Annotated in this window: 17 protein-coding genes and 1 pseudogene; 8 read left to right on the forward strand and 10 right to left on the reverse strand. The window is 73.1% G+C overall.

The window, feature by feature from the left end; genetic code table 11:
* Nucleotides 1–132 precede the first annotated feature (132 nt).
* From ABT095_RS31245 to ABT095_RS31265, 5 genes and pseudogenes are all read right to left on the reverse strand, one after another.
* Nucleotides 133–1,176, reverse strand: a pseudogene (locus ABT095_RS31245) (sugar ABC transporter substrate-binding protein).
* Nucleotides 1,119–1,940 (reverse strand): FadR/GntR family transcriptional regulator, encoded by an 822-nt coding sequence (locus ABT095_RS31250; protein WP_502885071.1) that lies wholly within the window; start codon nt 1,938–1,940, stop codon nt 1,119–1,121. The pseudogene ABT095_RS31245 and the gene ABT095_RS31250 overlap by 58 nt, the downstream one beginning before the upstream one ends.
* A gap of 53 nt (nt 1,941–1,993) precedes the next feature.
* Nucleotides 1,994–3,019, reverse strand: a complete 1,026-nt coding sequence (locus tag ABT095_RS31255) for an ABC transporter permease (RefSeq protein WP_350532923.1) — start codon at nt 3,017–3,019, stop codon at nt 1,994–1,996.
* Nucleotides 3,006–4,559, reverse strand: coding sequence for a sugar ABC transporter ATP-binding protein (locus ABT095_RS31260; RefSeq protein WP_350532924.1), 1,554 nt, complete (start codon nt 4,557–4,559; stop codon nt 3,006–3,008). The genes ABT095_RS31255 and ABT095_RS31260 overlap by 14 nt, the downstream gene beginning before the upstream one ends.
* A 79-nt stretch (nt 4,560–4,638) precedes the next feature.
* Nucleotides 4,639–5,682, reverse strand: coding sequence for a sugar ABC transporter substrate-binding protein (locus tag ABT095_RS31265; RefSeq protein ID WP_350532925.1), 1,044 nt, complete (start codon nt 5,680–5,682; stop codon nt 4,639–4,641).
* Nucleotides 5,683–6,093: 411 nt separating this feature from the next.
* Between ABT095_RS31265 and ABT095_RS31270 the strand changes: the two genes are divergently transcribed.
* Genes ABT095_RS31270 through ABT095_RS31295 form a run of 6 tightly spaced genes read left to right on the forward strand, consistent with a single transcriptional unit; the run spans nt 6,094 to nt 11,200 of the window.
* On the forward strand, nt 6,094–6,942 hold the full coding sequence (locus tag ABT095_RS31270; RefSeq protein WP_350532926.1) for a fumarylacetoacetate hydrolase family protein: 849 nt from the start codon (nt 6,094–6,096) through the stop codon (nt 6,940–6,942).
* Between the two features lie 11 nt (nt 6,943–6,953).
* On the forward strand, nt 6,954–8,291 hold the full coding sequence (locus ABT095_RS31275; protein WP_350532927.1) for an L-fuconate dehydratase: 1,338 nt from the start codon (nt 6,954–6,956) through the stop codon (nt 8,289–8,291).
* A complete protein-coding gene (locus tag ABT095_RS31280; RefSeq protein WP_350532928.1) occupies nt 8,288–9,046 on the forward strand; it encodes an SDR family NAD(P)-dependent oxidoreductase in 759 nt (252 codons plus the stop codon). The genes ABT095_RS31275 and ABT095_RS31280 overlap by 4 nt, the downstream gene beginning before the upstream one ends.
* 11 nt (nt 9,047–9,057) lie before the next feature.
* On the forward strand, nt 9,058–10,044 hold the full coding sequence (locus ABT095_RS31285; protein WP_350532929.1) for an aldo/keto reductase: 987 nt from the start codon (nt 9,058–9,060) through the stop codon (nt 10,042–10,044).
* Nucleotides 10,035–10,346, forward strand: a complete 312-nt coding sequence (locus ABT095_RS31290) for an L-rhamnose mutarotase (protein ID WP_350532930.1) — start codon at nt 10,035–10,037, stop codon at nt 10,344–10,346. The genes ABT095_RS31285 and ABT095_RS31290 overlap by 10 nt, the downstream gene beginning before the upstream one ends.
* Nucleotides 10,343–11,200, forward strand: coding sequence for an amidohydrolase family protein (locus ABT095_RS31295; protein ID WP_350532931.1), 858 nt, complete (start codon nt 10,343–10,345; stop codon nt 11,198–11,200). Before ABT095_RS31290 ends, ABT095_RS31295 begins: the two co-directional genes overlap by 4 nt.
* 22 nt (nt 11,201–11,222) lie before the next feature.
* Here ABT095_RS31295 and ABT095_RS31300 read toward each other — a convergent pair whose 3' ends face one another.
* The 3 genes from ABT095_RS31300 to ABT095_RS31310 all read right to left on the reverse strand — a co-directional run bounded on the left by ABT095_RS31300 (nt 11,223) and on the right by ABT095_RS31310 (nt 13,058).
* Complete coding sequence (locus tag ABT095_RS31300) at nt 11,223–11,894, reverse strand: FadR/GntR family transcriptional regulator (protein WP_350532967.1); 672 nt, start codon at nt 11,892–11,894, stop codon at nt 11,223–11,225.
* 217 nt (nt 11,895–12,111) lie between these two features.
* Nucleotides 12,112–12,309 carry a DUF1918 domain-containing protein gene (locus ABT095_RS31305; protein ID WP_350532932.1) on the reverse strand — a complete coding sequence of 66 codons (198 nt, stop codon included), beginning with the start codon at nt 12,307–12,309 and terminating at the stop codon, nt 12,112–12,114.
* Nucleotides 12,310–12,383: 74 nt separating this feature from the next.
* The gene (locus tag ABT095_RS31310) at nt 12,384–13,058 is read right to left on the reverse strand and encodes a TetR/AcrR family transcriptional regulator (RefSeq protein WP_350532933.1); all 675 of its coding nucleotides are present in this window, start codon (nt 13,056–13,058) and stop codon (nt 12,384–12,386) included.
* A 265-nt stretch (nt 13,059–13,323) separates the two neighbouring features.
* Between ABT095_RS31310 and ABT095_RS31315 the strand changes: the two genes are divergently transcribed.
* Nucleotides 13,324–13,626, forward strand: a complete 303-nt coding sequence (locus tag ABT095_RS31315; protein WP_350532934.1) for a hypothetical protein — start codon at nt 13,324–13,326, stop codon at nt 13,624–13,626.
* On the opposite strand, the gene ABT095_RS31320 is transcribed toward ABT095_RS31315, so the two are convergent.
* On the reverse strand, nt 13,620–14,786 hold the full coding sequence (locus ABT095_RS31320) for a M23 family metallopeptidase (protein ID WP_350532935.1): 1,167 nt from the start codon (nt 14,784–14,786) through the stop codon (nt 13,620–13,622). The two genes, ABT095_RS31315 and ABT095_RS31320, sit on opposite strands and share 7 nt — an antisense overlap.
* A gap of 45 nt (nt 14,787–14,831) precedes the next feature.
* Nucleotides 14,832–15,653, reverse strand: a complete 822-nt coding sequence (locus ABT095_RS31325; protein WP_350532936.1) for a uracil-DNA glycosylase family protein — start codon at nt 15,651–15,653, stop codon at nt 14,832–14,834.
* A 127-nt stretch (nt 15,654–15,780) separates the two neighbouring features.
* Between ABT095_RS31325 and ABT095_RS31330 the strand changes: the two genes are divergently transcribed.
* On the forward strand, nt 15,781–17,370 hold the full coding sequence (locus ABT095_RS31330; RefSeq protein ID WP_350532937.1) for an amidohydrolase family protein: 1,590 nt from the start codon (nt 15,781–15,783) through the stop codon (nt 17,368–17,370).
* The last annotated feature ends 290 nt before the right edge of the window (nt 17,371–17,660 follow it).

The following is a 17,660-nucleotide window of genomic DNA, read 5'->3' on the forward strand; positions in this document are numbered from 1 at the left end:
CAAAAACCACACTCTCCCCCCCCCCCCCCCTCTCCCTACCCCGACTCCCCGTCTCCGCCCCCCCCGCCCGCTCACCCGCCCGCCGCACGTGACACGGCCCCCCCCGCGGGGGCCGCCCCTTCTCACGGTCTCTCAGCCGTGGATGTTGTTGCCCCACAGGGACTTGTCGTCGACGTTCTCCCGGGTGACCAGGGGAGCGGGCAGCTGGTCCTCCAGGCCGTTGGGCAGGGCGATGATGGTCGAGCCGTGGTCGGTCGGGCCGGGCTGGAAGATCCGCCCTTCGGCGGCGGCCTGGGCGTAGTAGAGGCCGTACTTGGCGTAGAGGTCGGCCGGTTGCGAGACGGTGGCGTCGATGTCCCCGCGCCGGATGGCGTCGAGCTCCTGCGGGATGCCGTCGTTGGAGACGATCGTGATGTGGCCGGGCTGCCCGGCCGGCTTGAGCAGGCCCTGCTGCCGGAGCAGGTCGAGGGTCGGCTGGAGGAAGACACCGCCGGCCTGAAGGTAGATCCCGCCCAGGTCCGGGGAGACCGCGAGGGCGGACCGCAGCTGGTTCGTCGCCGCGCCGCCCGTTCAGTCGGTGGGCAGCTCGGTCACCTGGATGCCCGGGTAGTCGGTCCGCATGCAGGTGGAGAACCCCCGGCTGCGGTCGTAGGCGTTGATCGAGATCAGCGCGCCCTGGACCTCGGCGACCTTGCCCTTGCCCTTGAGCTGTTCGCCGAGGAAGCGGCAGGCCTTGGTCCCGTACGCGACGTTGTCCGTGCGGACCACCATGTAGGCGTAGCCGTGCTCCGGCTCGGTGTCGACGCTGACCGCGTTGATGTTGTGGGCGTACAGGTTGTAGAGGATGCCGTCGGTGTCCCCGGTCTCCTGCGGGGCGATCACCACGGCCTTCACCCGGGCCTGCTGGAACTGCTGGAGGTGGGCCGTCAACTGGGCTTCGTCACCGTGGGAGTTGGTGACCGGAAGGGTCCGCAGCCGCTGCTCGGCAATGCCGGCGGCCACGTACTTCTCGTACGAGCGCCAGAAGTCGGAGTCGTCCCGGGGGAGGTCGATCGCGATGTCCGCCCGGGGGGCCGCGCCGTCGGAGGCGTGCGTGCAGCCGGTGAGGGTGCCGGCGATCAGGACGGCTCCGGCGGCCGCGCCCGCGACCGTCGTTCTGGTCTTTCCGTGGTGCATCTGGCTGACCTGTCGTCGTCGGGGGAGGGTGGGGCGGCCGGGGCCTGGGCGGGGTCGTGCGCCAGCCACTGCTCGACCGCGGCGACGTGCAGGGCGCCCGCGCAGGCGGCGAGTTGGGCGTCGCGGGCGACGAGGGCGCGCAGGATCGTCCGGTGCTCGCGGTGCGCCCGGGAGAGGGCGTCGGCGTCTCGGGTGCCGCGGACGATGCGCTGGCGCTGGGTGTGGGTGGACAGGATGCCGAGGAGGGTGGAGAGCACCGGGTTGCCGAGGGAGTCCACGATGATCCGGTGGAACTCGATGTCCAGCTCGACGAATCGCTCGACGGTGATGTCCGGCGCCGAGGAGAGCTCGAGGATCCGCTCGAGCTCCGCGAGCTGCGCCGGGCGCAGGCAGCCGGCTGCCTGAGCGATCGCGGGGGGCTCCAACAGGCGTCGGACGTGGAGGAGTTGCCGTGAGCTGTCGCCATTGGAGACGTCCGAGGCGAAGGCCATGGTCTCCATCAGGAGGTGGGGTTCCAGGCCGGAGACGTAGGTGCCCGCGCCCTGCCTGGTCACCAGGATGCGCATCGCGGTGAGTGCGCGGACGGCCTCGCGCAGGGAGTTGCGGGACAGGCCCAACTGGTCTGCCAGCTCGGCCTCGTTGGGCAGGCGGGTGCCCGGCGGGAGGGCGCCGGACACGATCATTTCCTTGATCTTCTCGATCGCCAGATCGGTCACCGGGACCGGTGCCGCCTTCCGGGCCGCCGAGATGGGACGGATCGCCACGAATGGCTCCTTCTGTGCGGCCGGAGGCGGGCACCGACCCCCGGGTGACCGGACTACTCCTGCTTCTCGCCGGAGGCGAAGCGGGAGATGATCAGGGCGAGGATGATGATCAGGCCGTTGAGGAACTGGTTCCACAGCGGCGGCACGCCGGCCAAAGTCATGACGTTGACCACCAGTTGGAGCGTCAGCACACCGGTCAGCGCGCCGAACAGGGTGCCCCGGCCGCCGTTGAGGCTGACCCCGCCGATGACGGTGGCGGCGAAGACCTGGAAGATCCAGCCGCTACCCTGGTCGGCCGAGATGGAGCCGTAGTGGCCGGTGTAGAGGATGCCGGCGAAGGCCGCGAGCAGGCCGCCGAGGATGAGCACCGACCAGGTGATCCGGTCCACCCGGATGCCGGCCGCGCGGGCCGCCTCGGCGTTGCCGCCGATCGCGTACAGCGCCCGGCCGTGCCGGAGCCAGGCCAGCGCGCTGCCGCCGATCAGGAACAGCACGCCGCAGATCCAGATCGCGGCGGGGGCGCCCAGCCAGCCGGCGCTGCCCAGGTAGCGGAACGAGCCCGGCAGGTTGACGATCGACTGGCCCTGCGAGACGGCGACCTGGAGGCCGCGCAGCAGGGTGAGCGCGCCGAGCGTGACGATGAAGCCGTTGAGCCGCAGCTTGAGGATGAGGAAGCCGTTGACCGCGCCGATCAGGGCGCCGATCAGCAGGCAGAGCGGGATGGCGGCCCAGCCGGGGAAGAGGCCGAGGCCGTTGAAGCGGGCGCCGTGGTCGGGCAGGGTGAGCCAGACCGCGAGGACCGGGGCGACGCCGATGGTGGACTCCAGGGAGAGGTCCATCCGGCCGGCGATGAGGATCAGCGCCTCGGCCAGCACCAGCAGGCTGAGCTCGGTGGCCTGCTGGCCTACGCCCAGCAGGTTGTCCGCGGTGAGGAAGGCCGGGGAGACCGCGAAGCCGATCACACCGAGGACGAGCAGGACCGGCAGCAGCGACAGGTCACGGTAGCGGGCGGGGTCGATGCGGCGGCGCCGTTCGGCCGGGGCGGCGGCGAGGTGCTCGGTGAGTTCAGTGGTGGCCATGGTCTTCCTTCGTGTCTGAGGTGCCGGCCACGCCTTCCATGGCGGCGACCAGCTCTTCGTCGCTCCAGCCGCGGTCGAACTCCGCGACGATCCGGCCGTGGAACATCGCCACCACCCGGTCGCAGGCGCGCAGGTCGTCGAGCTCGTCGGAGACGATCAGGGCCGTCTTGCCCTCGGCGGCGACCTGCCGGACGGTGCCGAGCAGGGACTCCTTGGACTTGATGTCGACGCCGTTGGTCGGCCGGATCGCGACCAGGACGTGCGGCCGGGTGGCGAGGGCCCGGGCGATGACCACCTTCTGCTGGTTGCCGCCGGAGAGCGCCGACACGGGGGTGGCGGGACCAGGCGTCTTGATGTCCAGATCGGTGATCATGCGCTGGGCGAAGGCCCGGGTGCGGGAGGGGAGCACCGTGCCGAAGGGGCCGAGCTGGTCGCCGACGGTGAGGGTGGCGTTCTCGGCGACGCTGCGCTGCGGGACCAGGCCCTGGACGTGGCGGTCCTCCGGCACCAGGCCGACGCCGGCCGCGAGCGCGGCCGGGACCCGGCCCGGACGGACCGGCACCCCGGCGACGCTGATCCGGCCCGCGCGGGGGCGGTGCAGGCCGGCGATCGTCTCCCCGAGCTGGACGTTGCCGCTGGCCGTGGCACCGGCCAGGCCCACGACCTCGCCGGCCCGGGCGGTGACCGCGACGTCCTGGCACACCCCCGGGAGGGTGAGGCCGTCGACCTCGAGGAGCGGGGGCGCGTCGGCGGCCGGCCGGGCGGCGGTCGCGGCGGCCGTCGAGGTGGCCCGGGCGCTCTCGCCGGTCATCGCCTCCACCAGGGCGTGCTGGCCGAGTTCGGCCGCGGGGGCGGTGACGATGTGCCGGGCGTCCCGGTAGACGGTGATGGTGCTGCAGAGCTCGTAGACCTCCTTGAGGTGGTGCGAGATGAACAGGAACGCGACGCCCTGGGCCTGCAGTTCGCGGAGCTTGCCGAAGAGCCGCTCGATGCCGCGGGCGTCGAGCTTGGCGGTGGGCTCGTCCAGGATGATGAAGCGGGCCCCGAAGGAGAGGGCGCGGGCGATCTCGACGAACTGCCGCTGTTCGACCGTCAGGTCCTCGGCCCGAGCCGCGGGGTCGACCTCGACGCCGTACTCGCCGAGCAGCTCGGCGGCCCGCCGGCGGAGGTTCCGCCAGCTGATCGGGCGCAGACCGCCACCGCTGTGCCGGTTCAAGAACAGGTTCTCCGCGACGCTGAGCGCCGGGATGATCGTGGAGCGCTGGTAGACGCAGGCGACGCGGGAGCGCCAGGCGTCGGTGTCGCCCGGGGCCGGGGCGGGTACGCCGTCGAAGTGCAGGGTGCCGGTGTCGGCGGGCTGCAGGCCGGTGAGGATCGAGACGAGGGTGGACTTGCCCGCGCCGTTCCGTCCGACCAGGGCGTGGGATTCGCCCGCGGCGACGCGGATGCGGGCGTGGCTGAGCGCGACGGTGGCGCCGAAGCGCTTGCTGATCCCGTCGGCCTCGACGACGGGGCCCCGGACGGGGCTGGGGTCCGCCATGGCGGGTGTCCTTTCGACAGGGCCCGTGAGCGGCGGCCGGCGGAGGGGAGTCGGGCCGCCGCTCACGGGTGCCAGGGGGTTACTTGCCGACGTTGTTGCCCCAGAGGGACTTGTCGTCGACGTTGTCCTTGGTGACCAGCGGGGCCGGGAGCTGGTCCTCGAGGCCGTTGGGGAGGGTGATGATGGTGGAGCCGTGGTCGGTCGGGCCGGGCTGGAAGGTCTTGCCGTCGGCGCCGGCCTGCGCGTAGTAGAGGGCGTACTTGGCGTAGAGGTCGGCGGGCTGGGAGACGGTGGCGTCGATCTCGCCCTTGCGGATCGCGTCGAACTCCTGCGGGATGCCGTCGTTGGAGATGATCGCGATGTGGCCTGGCTGCCCGGCGGGCTTGAGCAGCCCCTTCTGCTGGAGCAGGGCCAGGGTGGGCTGGAGGAAGACGCCGCCGGCCTGCATGTAGACGCCGCCCAGGTCCGGGTTGGCGGTCAGGGTGGACTGCAGCTTGGCGGAGGCCACGTCGCCCTTCCAGTCGGTGGCCAGCTCGATCACCTGGATGCCGGGGAACTTCTCCTTCATGCAGGCGGCGAAGGCCTCCGAGCGGTCGCGGCCGTTGATGGAGCTCAGCGCGCCCTGCAGCTCGGCGACCTTGCCCTTGCCGCCGAGCTGCTTGCCGAGGAACTCGCAGGCCTTGGTGCCGTAGGCCTTGTTGTCGGCGCGGACCACCATGTACACCTTTCCGGTGTCGGGGCGGGTGTCGACGCTGACCACGGGGATCTTCTTGGCGGCCAGGATGTCCAGCGTCGAGGCGATCGCGCCGGTGTCCTGCGGGGCCATCACCACGGCCTTGGCACCGGTGTTCTCGAAGACCTGCACGTTGGCGACCAGCTTGGTCACGTCGTTCTGCGAGTTGCTGACCGGCAGGGTGTGGAGACCCTGCTCGCCGGCGCCCTGCTTCACGTACTGGGCGTAGGAGTTCCAGAAGTCGGAGTCGGCGCGGGGGAGGTCGATGCCGATGGCGGGCTTGGCGGAGTCGGCGCCGGAGGTCGAGCCGCCGCGGTTGCAGGCGGTGGCGGCTCCGGCCAGCAGGAGCACCGCGGCGGCGGCCACGGTCTGGGAGGTACGAGACTTCATGGGGACGATCTCCTTGGGTGGGGAGGCCGAGGCGCGGGGGTGGCGGAGTGCTCGGCGCGACAGTCCGGCTGTGGGTGCGGACCGTCCGTGTTCCCGCCGCTCCGAGCCGTGAAGTCATCGGATGGCTTGCGGGTACCGAGGAGATTACGAGTCACCGGTCCTCTCGACAAGGGCAGACCTCGGATGAATCCAAACCGTGACATCCGCCCGGCTCCGCGCAGCCCCGGGGGCCCAACCGACCCTCCTGAGAAGGCCTTCTAGCGCCCCGTGGGCTCGGTCGGCCGGTAAACATCGGAGGACTTGTTGCGCGATCCGCCGACCACTCGTATGGTTCAACCCACCTCGGAGTCATCCGATGACTGGTGGTCGAGACCGGTCCACCGCCGCCCGCCCCCGAACGAGAGGCATGACATGAAGCTGCTGCGCATCGGCGCCCCCGGGGAGGAGATCCCGGCCGTCCGGGACGCGAACGGCGACACGTACTCGCTGGCCGGCCTGACCCGGGACATCGACGGGAACTTCCTCGCCACCGGGCTCGACCGGGCCCGGGCGGCCCTCGCCGCGGGTGAGCTGCACCCGATCGACCCGGCCGGCCTGCGGATCGGGCCCCCCGTCGCCCGTCCGGGCAAGGTGGTCTGTGTCGGCCTCAACTACCGGGACCACGCCGAGGAGACCGGGGCGGCGGTGCCGACCCGACCGGTGGTGTTCATGAAGGACCCGGCGACCGTGGTCGGACCGTACGACCGGGTGCTGATCCCGCGCGGCTCGGTGAAGACCGACTGGGAGGTGGAGCTCGCGGTGGTCATCGGCCGCCAGGCCCGCTACCTGGCCGACTCGGGCGTGGCGGCCGAGCACATCGCGGGGTACGCGATCAGCAACGACGTCTCCGAGCGGCGGTTCCAGCTGGAGTACTCCGGCCAGTGGGACCTGGGCAAGTCCTGCGAGACCTTCAACCCGCTCGGCCCCTGGCTGGTGACGGCGGACGAGGTGGGCGACCCGCAGGACCTCGGGCTGCGCCTGGCGGTCAACGGTGTGCCCCGCCAGGACGGCCACACCAGGAACATGATCTTCGACGTGCACCATCTGGTCTGGTACCTGAGCCAGTTCATGGTGCTCAACCCCGGTGACGTCATCAACACCGGCACCCCGGCCGGAGTGGCCCTGGGCCTGCCCGGCAACCCGTACCTGCGCGAGGGCGACGCCGTGGAGCTGTTCATCGACGGACTCGGCACCCAGCGTCAGACCTTCGTCAACGCCTGAAAGGCACCCCCTTGTCCGCAGACACCGCACGGATCGTGGCCATCGACACCCACGACATCCGCTTCCCCACCTCGCGCGAGCTGGACGGCTCCGACGCGATGAACCCCGACCCCGACTACTCCGCCGCCTACCTCGTCCTGCGCACCTCCGCGGAGGGCCTGGCGGGCCACGGCTTCACCTTCACGATCGGGCGCGGCAACGACGTCCAGGTGGCCGCCATCGAGGCGCTGGCCGGGCACGTGGCCGGCCGCTCGGTGGCCGAGCTGTGCGACGACCCCGCCAGCCTGTACCGCGACCTGATCGGCGACAGTCAACTGCGCTGGCTCGGCCCCGAGAAGGGCGTGATGCACATGGCCGTCGGCGCCGTGATCAACGCCGTCTGGGACCTCGCGGCCAAGCGCGAAGGCAAGCCGCTGTGGCAGCTGCTCGCCGACGCGGACCCGCAGTGGCTGGTCTCGCAGATCGACTTCCGCTACATCGCCGACGCCCTGACCCCCGAGGAGGCGCTCGAGCTGCTGCGCCGCGGCAAGGAGGGTGCGGGTGCCCGCGAGGCCCGGCTGCAGGAGTGCGGATACCCCGCCTACACCACCTCGCCGGGCTGGCTCGGCTACTCCGACGAGAAGCTGACCCGCCTGGCCGAGCAGGCCGTGGCCGAGGGCTTCACCCAGATCAAGCTCAAGGTCGGCGCGGACCTGGCCGACGACGTCCGCCGCTGCCGCGCCGCCCGGGCCGCCGTCGGCCCGGACATCCGGATGGCGATCGACGCCAACCAGCGCTGGAACGTCGCCGAGGCGATCGAGTGGACCAACGCGCTCGCGGAGTTCGACCCGTACTGGATCGAGGAGCCGACCAGCCCGGACGACGTGCTCGGCCACGCCGCCGTCCGCGAGGGCGTCCGGCCGGTCAAGGTCGCCACCGGTGAGCACGTGCAGAACCGGATCATCTTCAAGCAGCTGCTGCAGGCCGGCGCGATCGACGTCCTCCAGCTGGACGCGGCGCGGGTCGGCGGCGTCAACGAGAACCTCGCCATCCTGCTGCTCGCCGCCAAGTACGGTGTGCCGGTCTGCCCGCACGCGGGCGGCGTAGGCCTGTGCGAACTGGTCCAGCACCTGTCGATGTTCGACTACGTGGCGCTCTCCGGGACCACCGAGGACCGGGTGATCGAGTACGTCGACCACCTGCACCAGCACTTCGCCACACCGGTGGTGATCGACCACGGCCACTACCGGGCCCCGACCGCCCCGGGCTTCTCCGCGACCATGCACCAGGCGTCCATCGACACCTACCGCTACCCGGACGGCGAGTTCTGGGCCGCCGACCTGGCCGCCGGGACGGAGGCGGTGGCATGAGGCAGGACCTGAAAGGGCTGCGGGCCCTGGTGACCGGCGGTGCGTCGGGGATCGGCCTGGCCACGGCGCAGCTGCTCAGCGAGTGCGGGGCGGACGTCGCCGTGGTCGACCTGGACCCGAGCGGTGCCCGGCCCCCGCTGCGCGGGTTCGTCGCGGACGTCGCGGACGACGCGTCGGTGCGGGCGGCCGTCGAGGCAGCGGCCCTGGCGATGGGCGGCCTCGACATCCTGGTGAACAACGCCGGGATCGGCGCCGCCGGGACGGTCGAGGACAACCCGGACGAGCAGTGGCGGCGCGTCCTGGACGTGAACGTGCTGGGCGTCGTACGCACGGCGCGGGCGGCGCTGCCGCACCTGCGGCGCTCGGCGCACGCGTCGGTGGTCAACACCTGCTCGATCGCGGCGACGGCCGGGCTGCCACAGCGGGCGCTGTACTCGGCGAGCAAGGGCGCGGTACTGTCGCTGACCCTCGCGATGGCCGCCGACCACGTCCGCGAGGGCATCCGGGTGAACTGCGTGAACCCGGGGACGGTCGACACCCCGTGGGTCGGCCGGCTGCTCGAGGCCGCGGAGGATCCGGCGGGCGAGCGCGCCGCGCTGAACGCGCGTCAGCCGCACGGCCGGCTGGTCACCGCGCAGGAGGTGGCGGCGGCGGTCGTCTACCTGGCCTCGCCGGCGGCGGCCAGCGTGACCGGCACCGCGCTCGCGGTGGACGGCGGTATGGCCGGGCTGCGCCTGCGGCCGGTCGCCGGGTGAGGAGGACGAGGATGCGTCGGACACCGCTCGGACGGAGCAGCACCGCCGTCACCCGGCTGTCCCTCGGCGCGGCGGCGCTGGGGAACCTGTTCACGCCGGTGAGCGACGAGGACGCGGCCGCCGCCGTAGAGGCGGCCTGGGCCTGCGGGGTCCGCTCGTTCGACACGGCGCCGCACTACGGTCTCGGCCTGTCCGAGCGCCGCCTGGGCGCGGCGCTGCGGGGCCGCCCCCGGCACGAGTACACGGTCGCGACCAAGGTCGGCCGGCTGCTCGAACCCGTCGCCGGCCCGGCGGGCGACGACCTCGCGAACGGGTTCGCCGTCCCGGCGACGCACCGGCGGGTGTGGGACTTCAGCGCGGACGGGGTACGGCGCAGCCTGGAGGCCAGCCTGGAGCGGCTCGGGCTGGACCGCGTCGACATCGTCCACCTGCACGATCCGGACGAGCACTTCGCCGAGGCGATCGAGAGGGCTTACCCGGAGCTGGAGCGGTTGCGCGCCGAGGGCGTGGTCGGTGCGATCGGGGTCGGCATGAACCAGGCCGCGATGCTGACCCGGTTCGTCCGCGAGAGCGACATCGATGCCGTGCTGCTGGCCGGCCGCTACACGCTCCTTGACCAGGGGGCGGCCGCCGAACTGCTGCCCGAGGCCGCCGCCCGGGGGGTGTCGGTGATCGTCGGAGGGGTGTTCAACTCCGGCCTGCTGGCCGACCCGAGGCCCGGGGCCACCTTCGACTACGCCGCCGCCGCGCCGGAGCTGGTCGAGCGGGCGCTGGCGATGCAGGCGGTGTGCGAGCGCCACGGCGTCCCGCTGCGCGCGGCGGCGGTGCGGTTCGCGCTCGCCCCGGCGGCGGTGGCCGGCGCCCTGATCGGCGCGCGGTCGGCCGAGGAGGTCACCGACGCCGCACGCCTGCTCGACCTGCCCGTCCCGGAGCAGCTCTGGCACGACCTGCGGGCCGAAGGACTGCTCACGGACCACCTGGAGGAGCCGTGCGGATAGCCCTGCACACGCGCGTACGGGCCGACCGGATCGCCGAGTACGAGGCCGCCCACCGGGCGGTACCGCCGGAGCTCACCGAGGCGATCCGGTCCGCCGGTGCGGTGAGCTGGACCGTCTGGCGCAGCGGGACGGACCTCTTCCACCTGCTGGAGTGCGAGGACTACGGCAGGCTGCTCGCCCGGCTCGAAGGCCTGCCGGTCAATGTCGCCTGGCAGGCCCGGATGGGCGAGCTCCTCGAGGTCGTCCACGACTACTCCCCCGGCGGCGCGGCCGCCGGGCTGCCGGAGGTGTGGGCCCTGTGACCGGACGCCGAATCGTCGACGCCCACCACCACCTGTGGGACCTCACCGCGCGCCCGCAGCCGTGGATCACCGGCGCCGCGCTCGCCCGGCTCGACCGGTCGTTCGCGCTCGCCGACCTCGAGCCCGTGGCCCGGGCCGCCGGGGTGAGCGCCACCGTCGTGGTGCAGACCGTCTGCGTGCCCGAGGAGGCCCCCGAGCTGTTGGCGCTCGCGGCCGAGGGCGGTCTGATCGCGGGCGTGGTCGGCTGGACCGACCTCACCGCCCCGGGGGTCGCGGACACCCTCGCCCGGCTGCGCGAGCTGCCCGGTGGCGACCGGCTGGTCGGGATCCGCCACCAAGTCCAGGAGGAGGCCGACCCGCACTGGCTGCTGCGGCCGGACGTGCGGCGCGGGCTGCTCGCCGTCGCCGAGGCCGGGCTCGCCTACGACCTGGTCGTCAAACCGCACCAGCTGCCCGCGGCCGTCGCCGCAGCGGCCGGGCTGACCGGCCTGACCTTCGTCCTCGACCACCTGGGCAAGCCCCCCGTGGCCACCGGCGTCCTCGAGCCCTGGGCGGGCGAGGTCCGGCGGCTGGCGGCGCTGCCGAACACGGTCTGCAAGCTGTCCGGCCTGCTCACCGAGGCCGCTCCCGGCGCCTGGCAGGTGGCCGACCTCCAGCCCTACGCCGACGTGGTGCTGGACGCGTTCGGGCCGCAGCGGCTGCTGTTCGGCTCGGACTGGCCGGTGTCCACGCTGGAAGCCGGCTACGACGGGAGCGTCCTGGTGGCCGACCGGCTGACGGCCGGGCTGAGCGAGAGCGAGTGCGACGCGGTGTTCCGGCGGAACGCCGAGCGCGTGTACCGCCTGGCCCGGTGAACGGGCCGCCGCGGAGCCGAGGTCAGAGCGCGCGGCGCAGCCAGTCCGCCACGCCGCCGACGTGCACGGTGGCCAGGGCGCGGGCGGTCTCCACGTCGTGGGCGGCCAGCGCCTCGATCATGGCCCGGTGCTCCGCGATGGTGCGGTGCACCGCGTCGCCCTGGGTCAGGCCGCGCCAGACCCGGGCGCGGGTGGTCCGGCCCGAGAGGGTGTCGATCAGCGAGCAGAGCACGCTGTTGCCGGCCGCCGCGGCGATCCGGCGGTGGAACTCCAGGTCGTTGGCGACCAGCTCCTCCACCGTCGGGTCCTCCCCGAGGCCGTCGAGGAGCTCGCGCAGCCCGGTCACCCGCTCCTCCGTCATCCGCTGGGCGGCGAGCGCCGCCGCGGCCGGCTCCAGGATGGCGCGGACCTGGAACAGCTCGAGCACGGACTCGTCCCGGTGCAGGTCCACCAGGAAGGAGAGCGCCTCCAGCAGCAGCGGGGGCTCCAGACTGCTCACGTACGTGCCGTCGCCCTGGCGGACGTCGAGCACGTTGAGCAGGGACAGTGCCTTCACCGCCTCGCGCAGCGAGTTGCGGGAGAGGCCGAGCTCGGCCGCCAGGTCGGGTTCCTTGGGCAGCCGGTCCCCGGGCTTGAGGGCACCCGAGAGAATCATCGCCTTGATCTTCTCGATCGCCTCGTCCGTGACCGCCACGTCCGTGCCTTCCACTGGTCCGATGTTTGACCAGCAAGTATGCACCTGTTCGGAGGACAAGCAACCACAGGACGCCGGGCGGACTGCGGTGGAGCGCCGCTGAACTGCGGAGATCGCGCCCTGCGGGTGCTCGGCGGAGTGGTCGGAGGAATACTGGCCGCAGGGCGCACGGGCCGCCCGGAGGGTGCTGCTCTCCGGGCGGGGGTCGGTGTGTCGGTCAGTGCTGCGGTGGCTGGTGGCGCTCGATCTCGGTGTCCGGGCCCGGGTAGACCAGGCCGTTGTGGCCGTCCTCGAAGTGCACCATGTACGGCGGCTCGCCGTCGGTGCCGCGCACCTCGGTGATCTCGCCCTTGCGGTCCGTCATCCCGACGGCCCGGCTGTGGATGTGCAGGTGGTCGCCTACGGTCGCTCGCATGGTCGGCTCCTCCCAGGTCGTCCCGCTCTCCACTGTGCGTCGCGGCCCGCCCGGCCGCAAAGGGGCGGCCGGGGTCAGTCGGCCAGGTAGCGGCGGAGCAGGCGCTTGCACTCGGCGATCAGGGCCGGGTCGCCCTCCGGATCGGTGCGGAAGGCCAGCTTGAGGACGGCGTCCGCCGCTTCGAGGGCGACCCGCAGGGCGAGCGGGAAGCCCTCGGTGGTGGGGAGCGGGCCGCCGAGGGCCTGCAGGCGTTCGGCGACGGCGGCGTTGTTGTCGAGGCGCTCGTCCAGCAGGTGCTCGACGTCGACCCGGGGCTCGGCGAGGCTCTCGGGCAGGCCCGGCGGGAGCTGGTCGACCAGGCCGAAGTCGAGGTGGCCGAAGCCGGGGACGGCCCGCTTCATCGCGATGAACTCCTCGACCGCGAGGTCCACGAAGCCGGTGACGCCCTCGGGGTGCTCGGCGCCGATCCGGCGGGCCAGCCGGTCGAGGTAGCGGTCCAGGTTCCGCGCGGCGAGCGCGGCCAGCAGGCTGTCCTTGCCGGAGAAGAACTGGTAGAGCGTGCCGATCGGCACCTGCGCGCGCTGCGCCACCTCCTTGGTGGTGAGCGCCCCCGGGCCGGCTTCGTCGAGCAGCCCCGCGCAGGCGTCCAGCAGGCGCTCGTACCGCTCCAGGCTGCGCTGTTGGACGGGCAGCCGCCGGGGCGAGGTGCTGCCTGTGCTCTGGTCCCGGCTGCCGGTGTCCGCCTTCATGGGCCCACTCTGCCGTATCGGGAGCTCCGGGCGCGAATCACCAAGGTGAGGAGGGCTCGTGTTGTCCGGGCTCTCGCCGAAAGACGGCTCCGGCAGAGTGTCGACTCCATCATGCCTGGTCAGCGGCCTCGGCGGTAGGGCGTAGCGCACGTCGGTTCTCCCTTGCCCGGGCCAGGGGGCGGGCCGCAGACTTCTCGGCATCCCACCTCCCCGGCTGCCGCTCCCGGCTGCCCCGGCGGGGGTGGTGACGAGATGGGGGATGACGATGGATCAGGACCTTGTGCTGCGGGCCAGGATCAAGCTGATGTCCGAGAACAACCGCATTCTCCGTGGGCCGGAGGCCCTTCCGGTGTACCGGCTGCTGGCCGGGGTGAGCCCGGCGGTGTACGGGGCCAAGCTCGCCCATGTGCTCATCAGGGAGAGCAGGTCGCAGGGGGACCAGGAGCTGCGGCGGGCGCTGCTCGAGGAGGCGCTGGCGGTCGCGGAGGCCCTGGACGCCGCACACCCCTACCGGGAGCGGGAGATCGCCTGGGCCCGGGCGGAGTTGAGTGCCACTCATGTTCAGTGAGCGGTGCGGTGCAGGAGCCGGCCGCGGTGCGGTGAGGCGGTGAGGTCGGCGAAGCGCAGGTCCAGGCCCACGCCGTCGCGCTCGGCGTGCAGGTGGAGGTGGGGCTCGGTGCTGTTGCCGGAGTTGCCCACCTCGCCGAGCCGGTGGCCGGCCCGGACGACCTGACCCGGCGTCACGTTCACCGAGCCGGGCCGCAGGTGGGCCAGCTTGACCAGGGCCTCGCCGGTGTCGAGCACCACGTGGTTGCCGTAGGCGGGGGCGTAGCGGATCACTCCCGGGAGCTGGTCCTCGGCCCCGTCCACGGCCGCCACCACGGTGCCCGCGCAGGGGGCGAGCACGGCGGCCCCGTACGCGGGGAAGTCCCCGGCCGTGCGGGGCAGCCGGAGCCGGGCCGGGCCCGGGCGGACGAGATCGACGGCGCCGCGCTGCTCCGGCAGGCCGGCGTGGTGGTTGAGGCCCCGGCCGCCGCCCTGGACGACGTACCAGGTGCCCTCGAGGGGGAAGCGGTCGAGCGTGACGCCCGCGCCCCAGCGGTGGGTGCGGGCCCGGGCGAGGGCGGCCGCGGTGACGAGCACCGCCAGTGCGAGGGCTGCGGCGGGCAGGGCCTGGCCGCCGGTGGGGAGCGAAGGGAGGTGCAGGGCCGAGGCGAGGGCGGCGAGAGCGGTGCCGGTGACCGCCCGGCGGAGCAGGCGGTCGGTGGCCGGAGCGGCCCAGCCTTCGTGGAACAGCCAGGCCCAGGCGAGCAGCAGGGCCGAGCAGAGCCAGCCGGTACGGCTGTCGGCCGTCCAGCAGGCGGCCAGCCGCCAGAGGAAGAGGAGGCACCAGAAGACGCGGGCGGTGTACCGCGCGAGCCCCGGGGGCAGTTGGAGCCGGGCAGGGGCGGGGGAGAGCAGCAGGCCGGCGATCCGCCCGGCGCCGTCCAGCTTCAGCCAGGCCGTGGCCCGGCCGGAGGGGCCGCTGACCAGCAGCCCCTGCGGGGAGTCGGCGACCTCGAACGGCGAGCCGACCAGGCGGAGGGTGGTCGTGACGATCTCCTGCAGCCGCTCCGCGCCGACGGCGGCAGCCACCTGCGGCGCCAGCTCCGGCCAGGCGGCCGGACCGGCCGTCAGGAAGCGGTGGAGAGCGATGGTTTCGACGGTGCGGTCTGATGATTCCCCCATGATCCACCGACCCTAGCGGACGCCGTGGGGAGCTCCCCGCCCGGCTCAGAACGGCCGGAGGTCGGTGGGGATCCGGACCAGCAGGGTGGCGCGCTTGTCGGCCGGGGTGGCGCCCTGGCGGCTGGCCCAGGTCTCGTCGGAGCGCATCCAGGCGGGCAGGCCGGCGGGGAGGTCCGCCTCGGGGATGGTGACGAGGTCGGCGGGGGCCAGACCGCTGCCGTAGTGGGTCAGGGGCACGGGCTGGTCGGGGTGGGCGATGGCGGGGTGGAGGGCGTCCAGGGCGGCGTTCCAGTCGGCCAGCAGCTTGGCCGTCGCCTGGGCCGGGTCGGCGCCGGAGGAGGCGGCCGCGCTGTCGGGGTAGGTCGGGTGGAGGACGTGCCGGTAGGCGCCGGTGTAGGCGGCGCCGGCGGGTGAGGCGGCCTGCCAGGCGTGGAAGGCGGTGTCGGCCAGGGTGCCGAGGGCGATGACGGCCTCGATCCGGTTGGCGCCGACGAGTGCGTCGAGCCAGGCGTGGCGGTAGGCGGCGATCGCCGGATCGTGCGCGTGCGCGTTGCCGCCGGACTGGCCGTAGACGCTGTACAGGTAGGTGTTGACCATGACGTAGCTCGTGGTGATGCCGAGCTTGGCGAGGAAGCCCTGGAAGCGGCGCCCGGCCGTGCCGACCAGGATGCGGCGGGTGACGGCTTCGTGGGTCGCCGGATCCTGGCCGATGACCAGGACGCGGGCGGTGCCGTCGAGGCGCCCGCGGTGGAAGACCGGCCCCCACTCGGTGCGGAAGTCCGCGGTCGGGTAGGTCTCGGGGCCCGGGTACGACCTCACGAGCGTGGCGTAGGGCTCGCGGCCGTAGCCGGGATCGAAGTCGGGCATCGGCGGGCTCCCTCGGCCGGGCGGGTACTGCCCGGCAAACGGTGCGTGGGCGGAGGAGGTCACGCGGTGCGAGCATGAGAGATGACGGCTGACCCTTCCGGCCGAGTCGGAGCGGAGGGAGCGGAGCATGGCCACGACCGCGGAGCGGCTGGCACTGGCAGGCCGGATCGTCACGCTCGACCGGGTCGGCACGGTGCTCGACGCCGGTGTCGTGTACGTCGGCGGCGGGGAGATCGCGGACGTCCGCCCGGCCGGGGCACCGCCACCCGACGGGTTCGGCGGCGTCACCCCGGTCGAGACGGGTGGCACGGTCTACCCCGGGCTGATCGAGCTGCACAACCACCTGCCGTACGACGTGCTGCGGCTGTGGCAGGTGCCGAAGCGGTACGGCAACCGCTCGCAGTGGGGCGGCACCGCCGAGTACCACCGGCTGGTCACCGGGCCGATGACCACCCTCGGCGAGGACCCGGGGCTGATGCCCGCCGTGGTGCGGTACGTCGAGGCCAAGGCCCTGGTCAACGGCACCACCACCAGCCAGGGTGTCGCCCTGTTCAGCAACACCGGGGCCCGCCGGATGTACCGCGGACTGGTCCGCAACGTCGAGCAGACCGACGACCCCGCGCTGCCCGAGGCGCTCTCCCGGATCGCCGATGTCGAGGCCACCGACGCCGACCGCTTCCTGGCCCGGCTCCAGCAGCCGCACCGTCTGCTGCTGCACCTCGCCGAGGGCACCGACACGGCCGCCCGGGCGCACTTCCAGGCACTTGAGTTCCAGCCCGGCCGGTGGGCCATCACCGACAACCTGGTGGGCATCCACTGCACGGCCCTGCGGCCCGAGGACTTCAAGGTGCTCGCGGAGCACGGCGGTTCGATGGTCTGGTCACCGCTGTCCAACCTGCTGCTGTACGGCGCGACCGCCGACATCGCCGCCGCCCGGCAGGCCGGCGTCAGTGTCGGCCTCGGCTCGGACTGGTCGGTCTCCGGCAGCAAGGGCCTGCTCGGCGAACTCAAGGCGGCCCGGCTCGCCTCCGAGGCGGCGGGCGGTGTGCTGAGCGACCGTGAGCTGGTCGCGATGGCCACCAGCACCGCCGCCGCCATCCTGGGCTGGGACGCCAGGCTCGGCTCGCTGCAGCCCGGCCGCTACGCCGACCTGCTGGTCGTCGACGGCACCGACGGCGACCCGTACGGCCACCTGGTCGACGCCCGGGACCGCGACATCGCACTCGTCCTCATCGCCGGCACCCGCCGGTACGGCAGCACGCGGCTGATGCAGGCCACCGGCTCTCCGGAGAACCCCGGTGCGTCCGCACCGGCCGACCACCTGCTCGACCTGCACGACGAGGCCGCCGACCCGGTGGTGGCCGGCCTCACCCTGGCCACGGCCACCGAGCGGCTGACCGCCGCCCTGGCCGGACACCCGGCCCCGGCCCCCGGCCGCCGGGCGGACGACGACGGGCCGCAGTGGCAGCTCGCCCTGGACGAACTGCGCTCCACCGGAGCAGAGTTGCGCCCCCGGCTGCCGCTGCGCACCGCCCCGGGCCGCCCCACCGGCCCGCCGCTGCCGGCCCGGCTGCCCGAAGCGGCGCAGGGCCCGGCGCAGTTGGAGCTGGACGGCCTGACGGCCGGCCAGGACCCGGGCTTCGTCCAGCTGCTCACGGCGGAGGCCAATCTGCCCCCGCAGTACGGCGCGGCCCTCGCGAGGCTGCTGGCTTCCTGAGGCGGGTGCGCGCCGGAAATCCGACAGGGCGGGGAGAATTGGCGGTGAATTCCGGCCAGGGCCGCCGAATTGCCCTTGGCAGGGAGTGGACAGCGGGCTTCCGAAAAGCCCGATGATTGGCCGATTCCTGTCATCAGGAGATCACTTGACGGTCCGACAGGGCCGGTCCTAGCCTTCGTCTGCGGCTGCCGGGGGGCTAATCCCGATTGCTTCCGTATTCGGTCGGAAGCTGTACGAAGCCCTCCGGACGAAGAAATTCGCTCTTTCTCATTCGAGCTTCAGGGGGATTG

Origin of the sequence: Kitasatospora sp. NPDC002227, assembly GCF_040296285.1 — a bacterium.
Taxonomy (GTDB): domain Bacteria; phylum Actinomycetota; class Actinomycetes; order Streptomycetales; family Streptomycetaceae; genus Kitasatospora.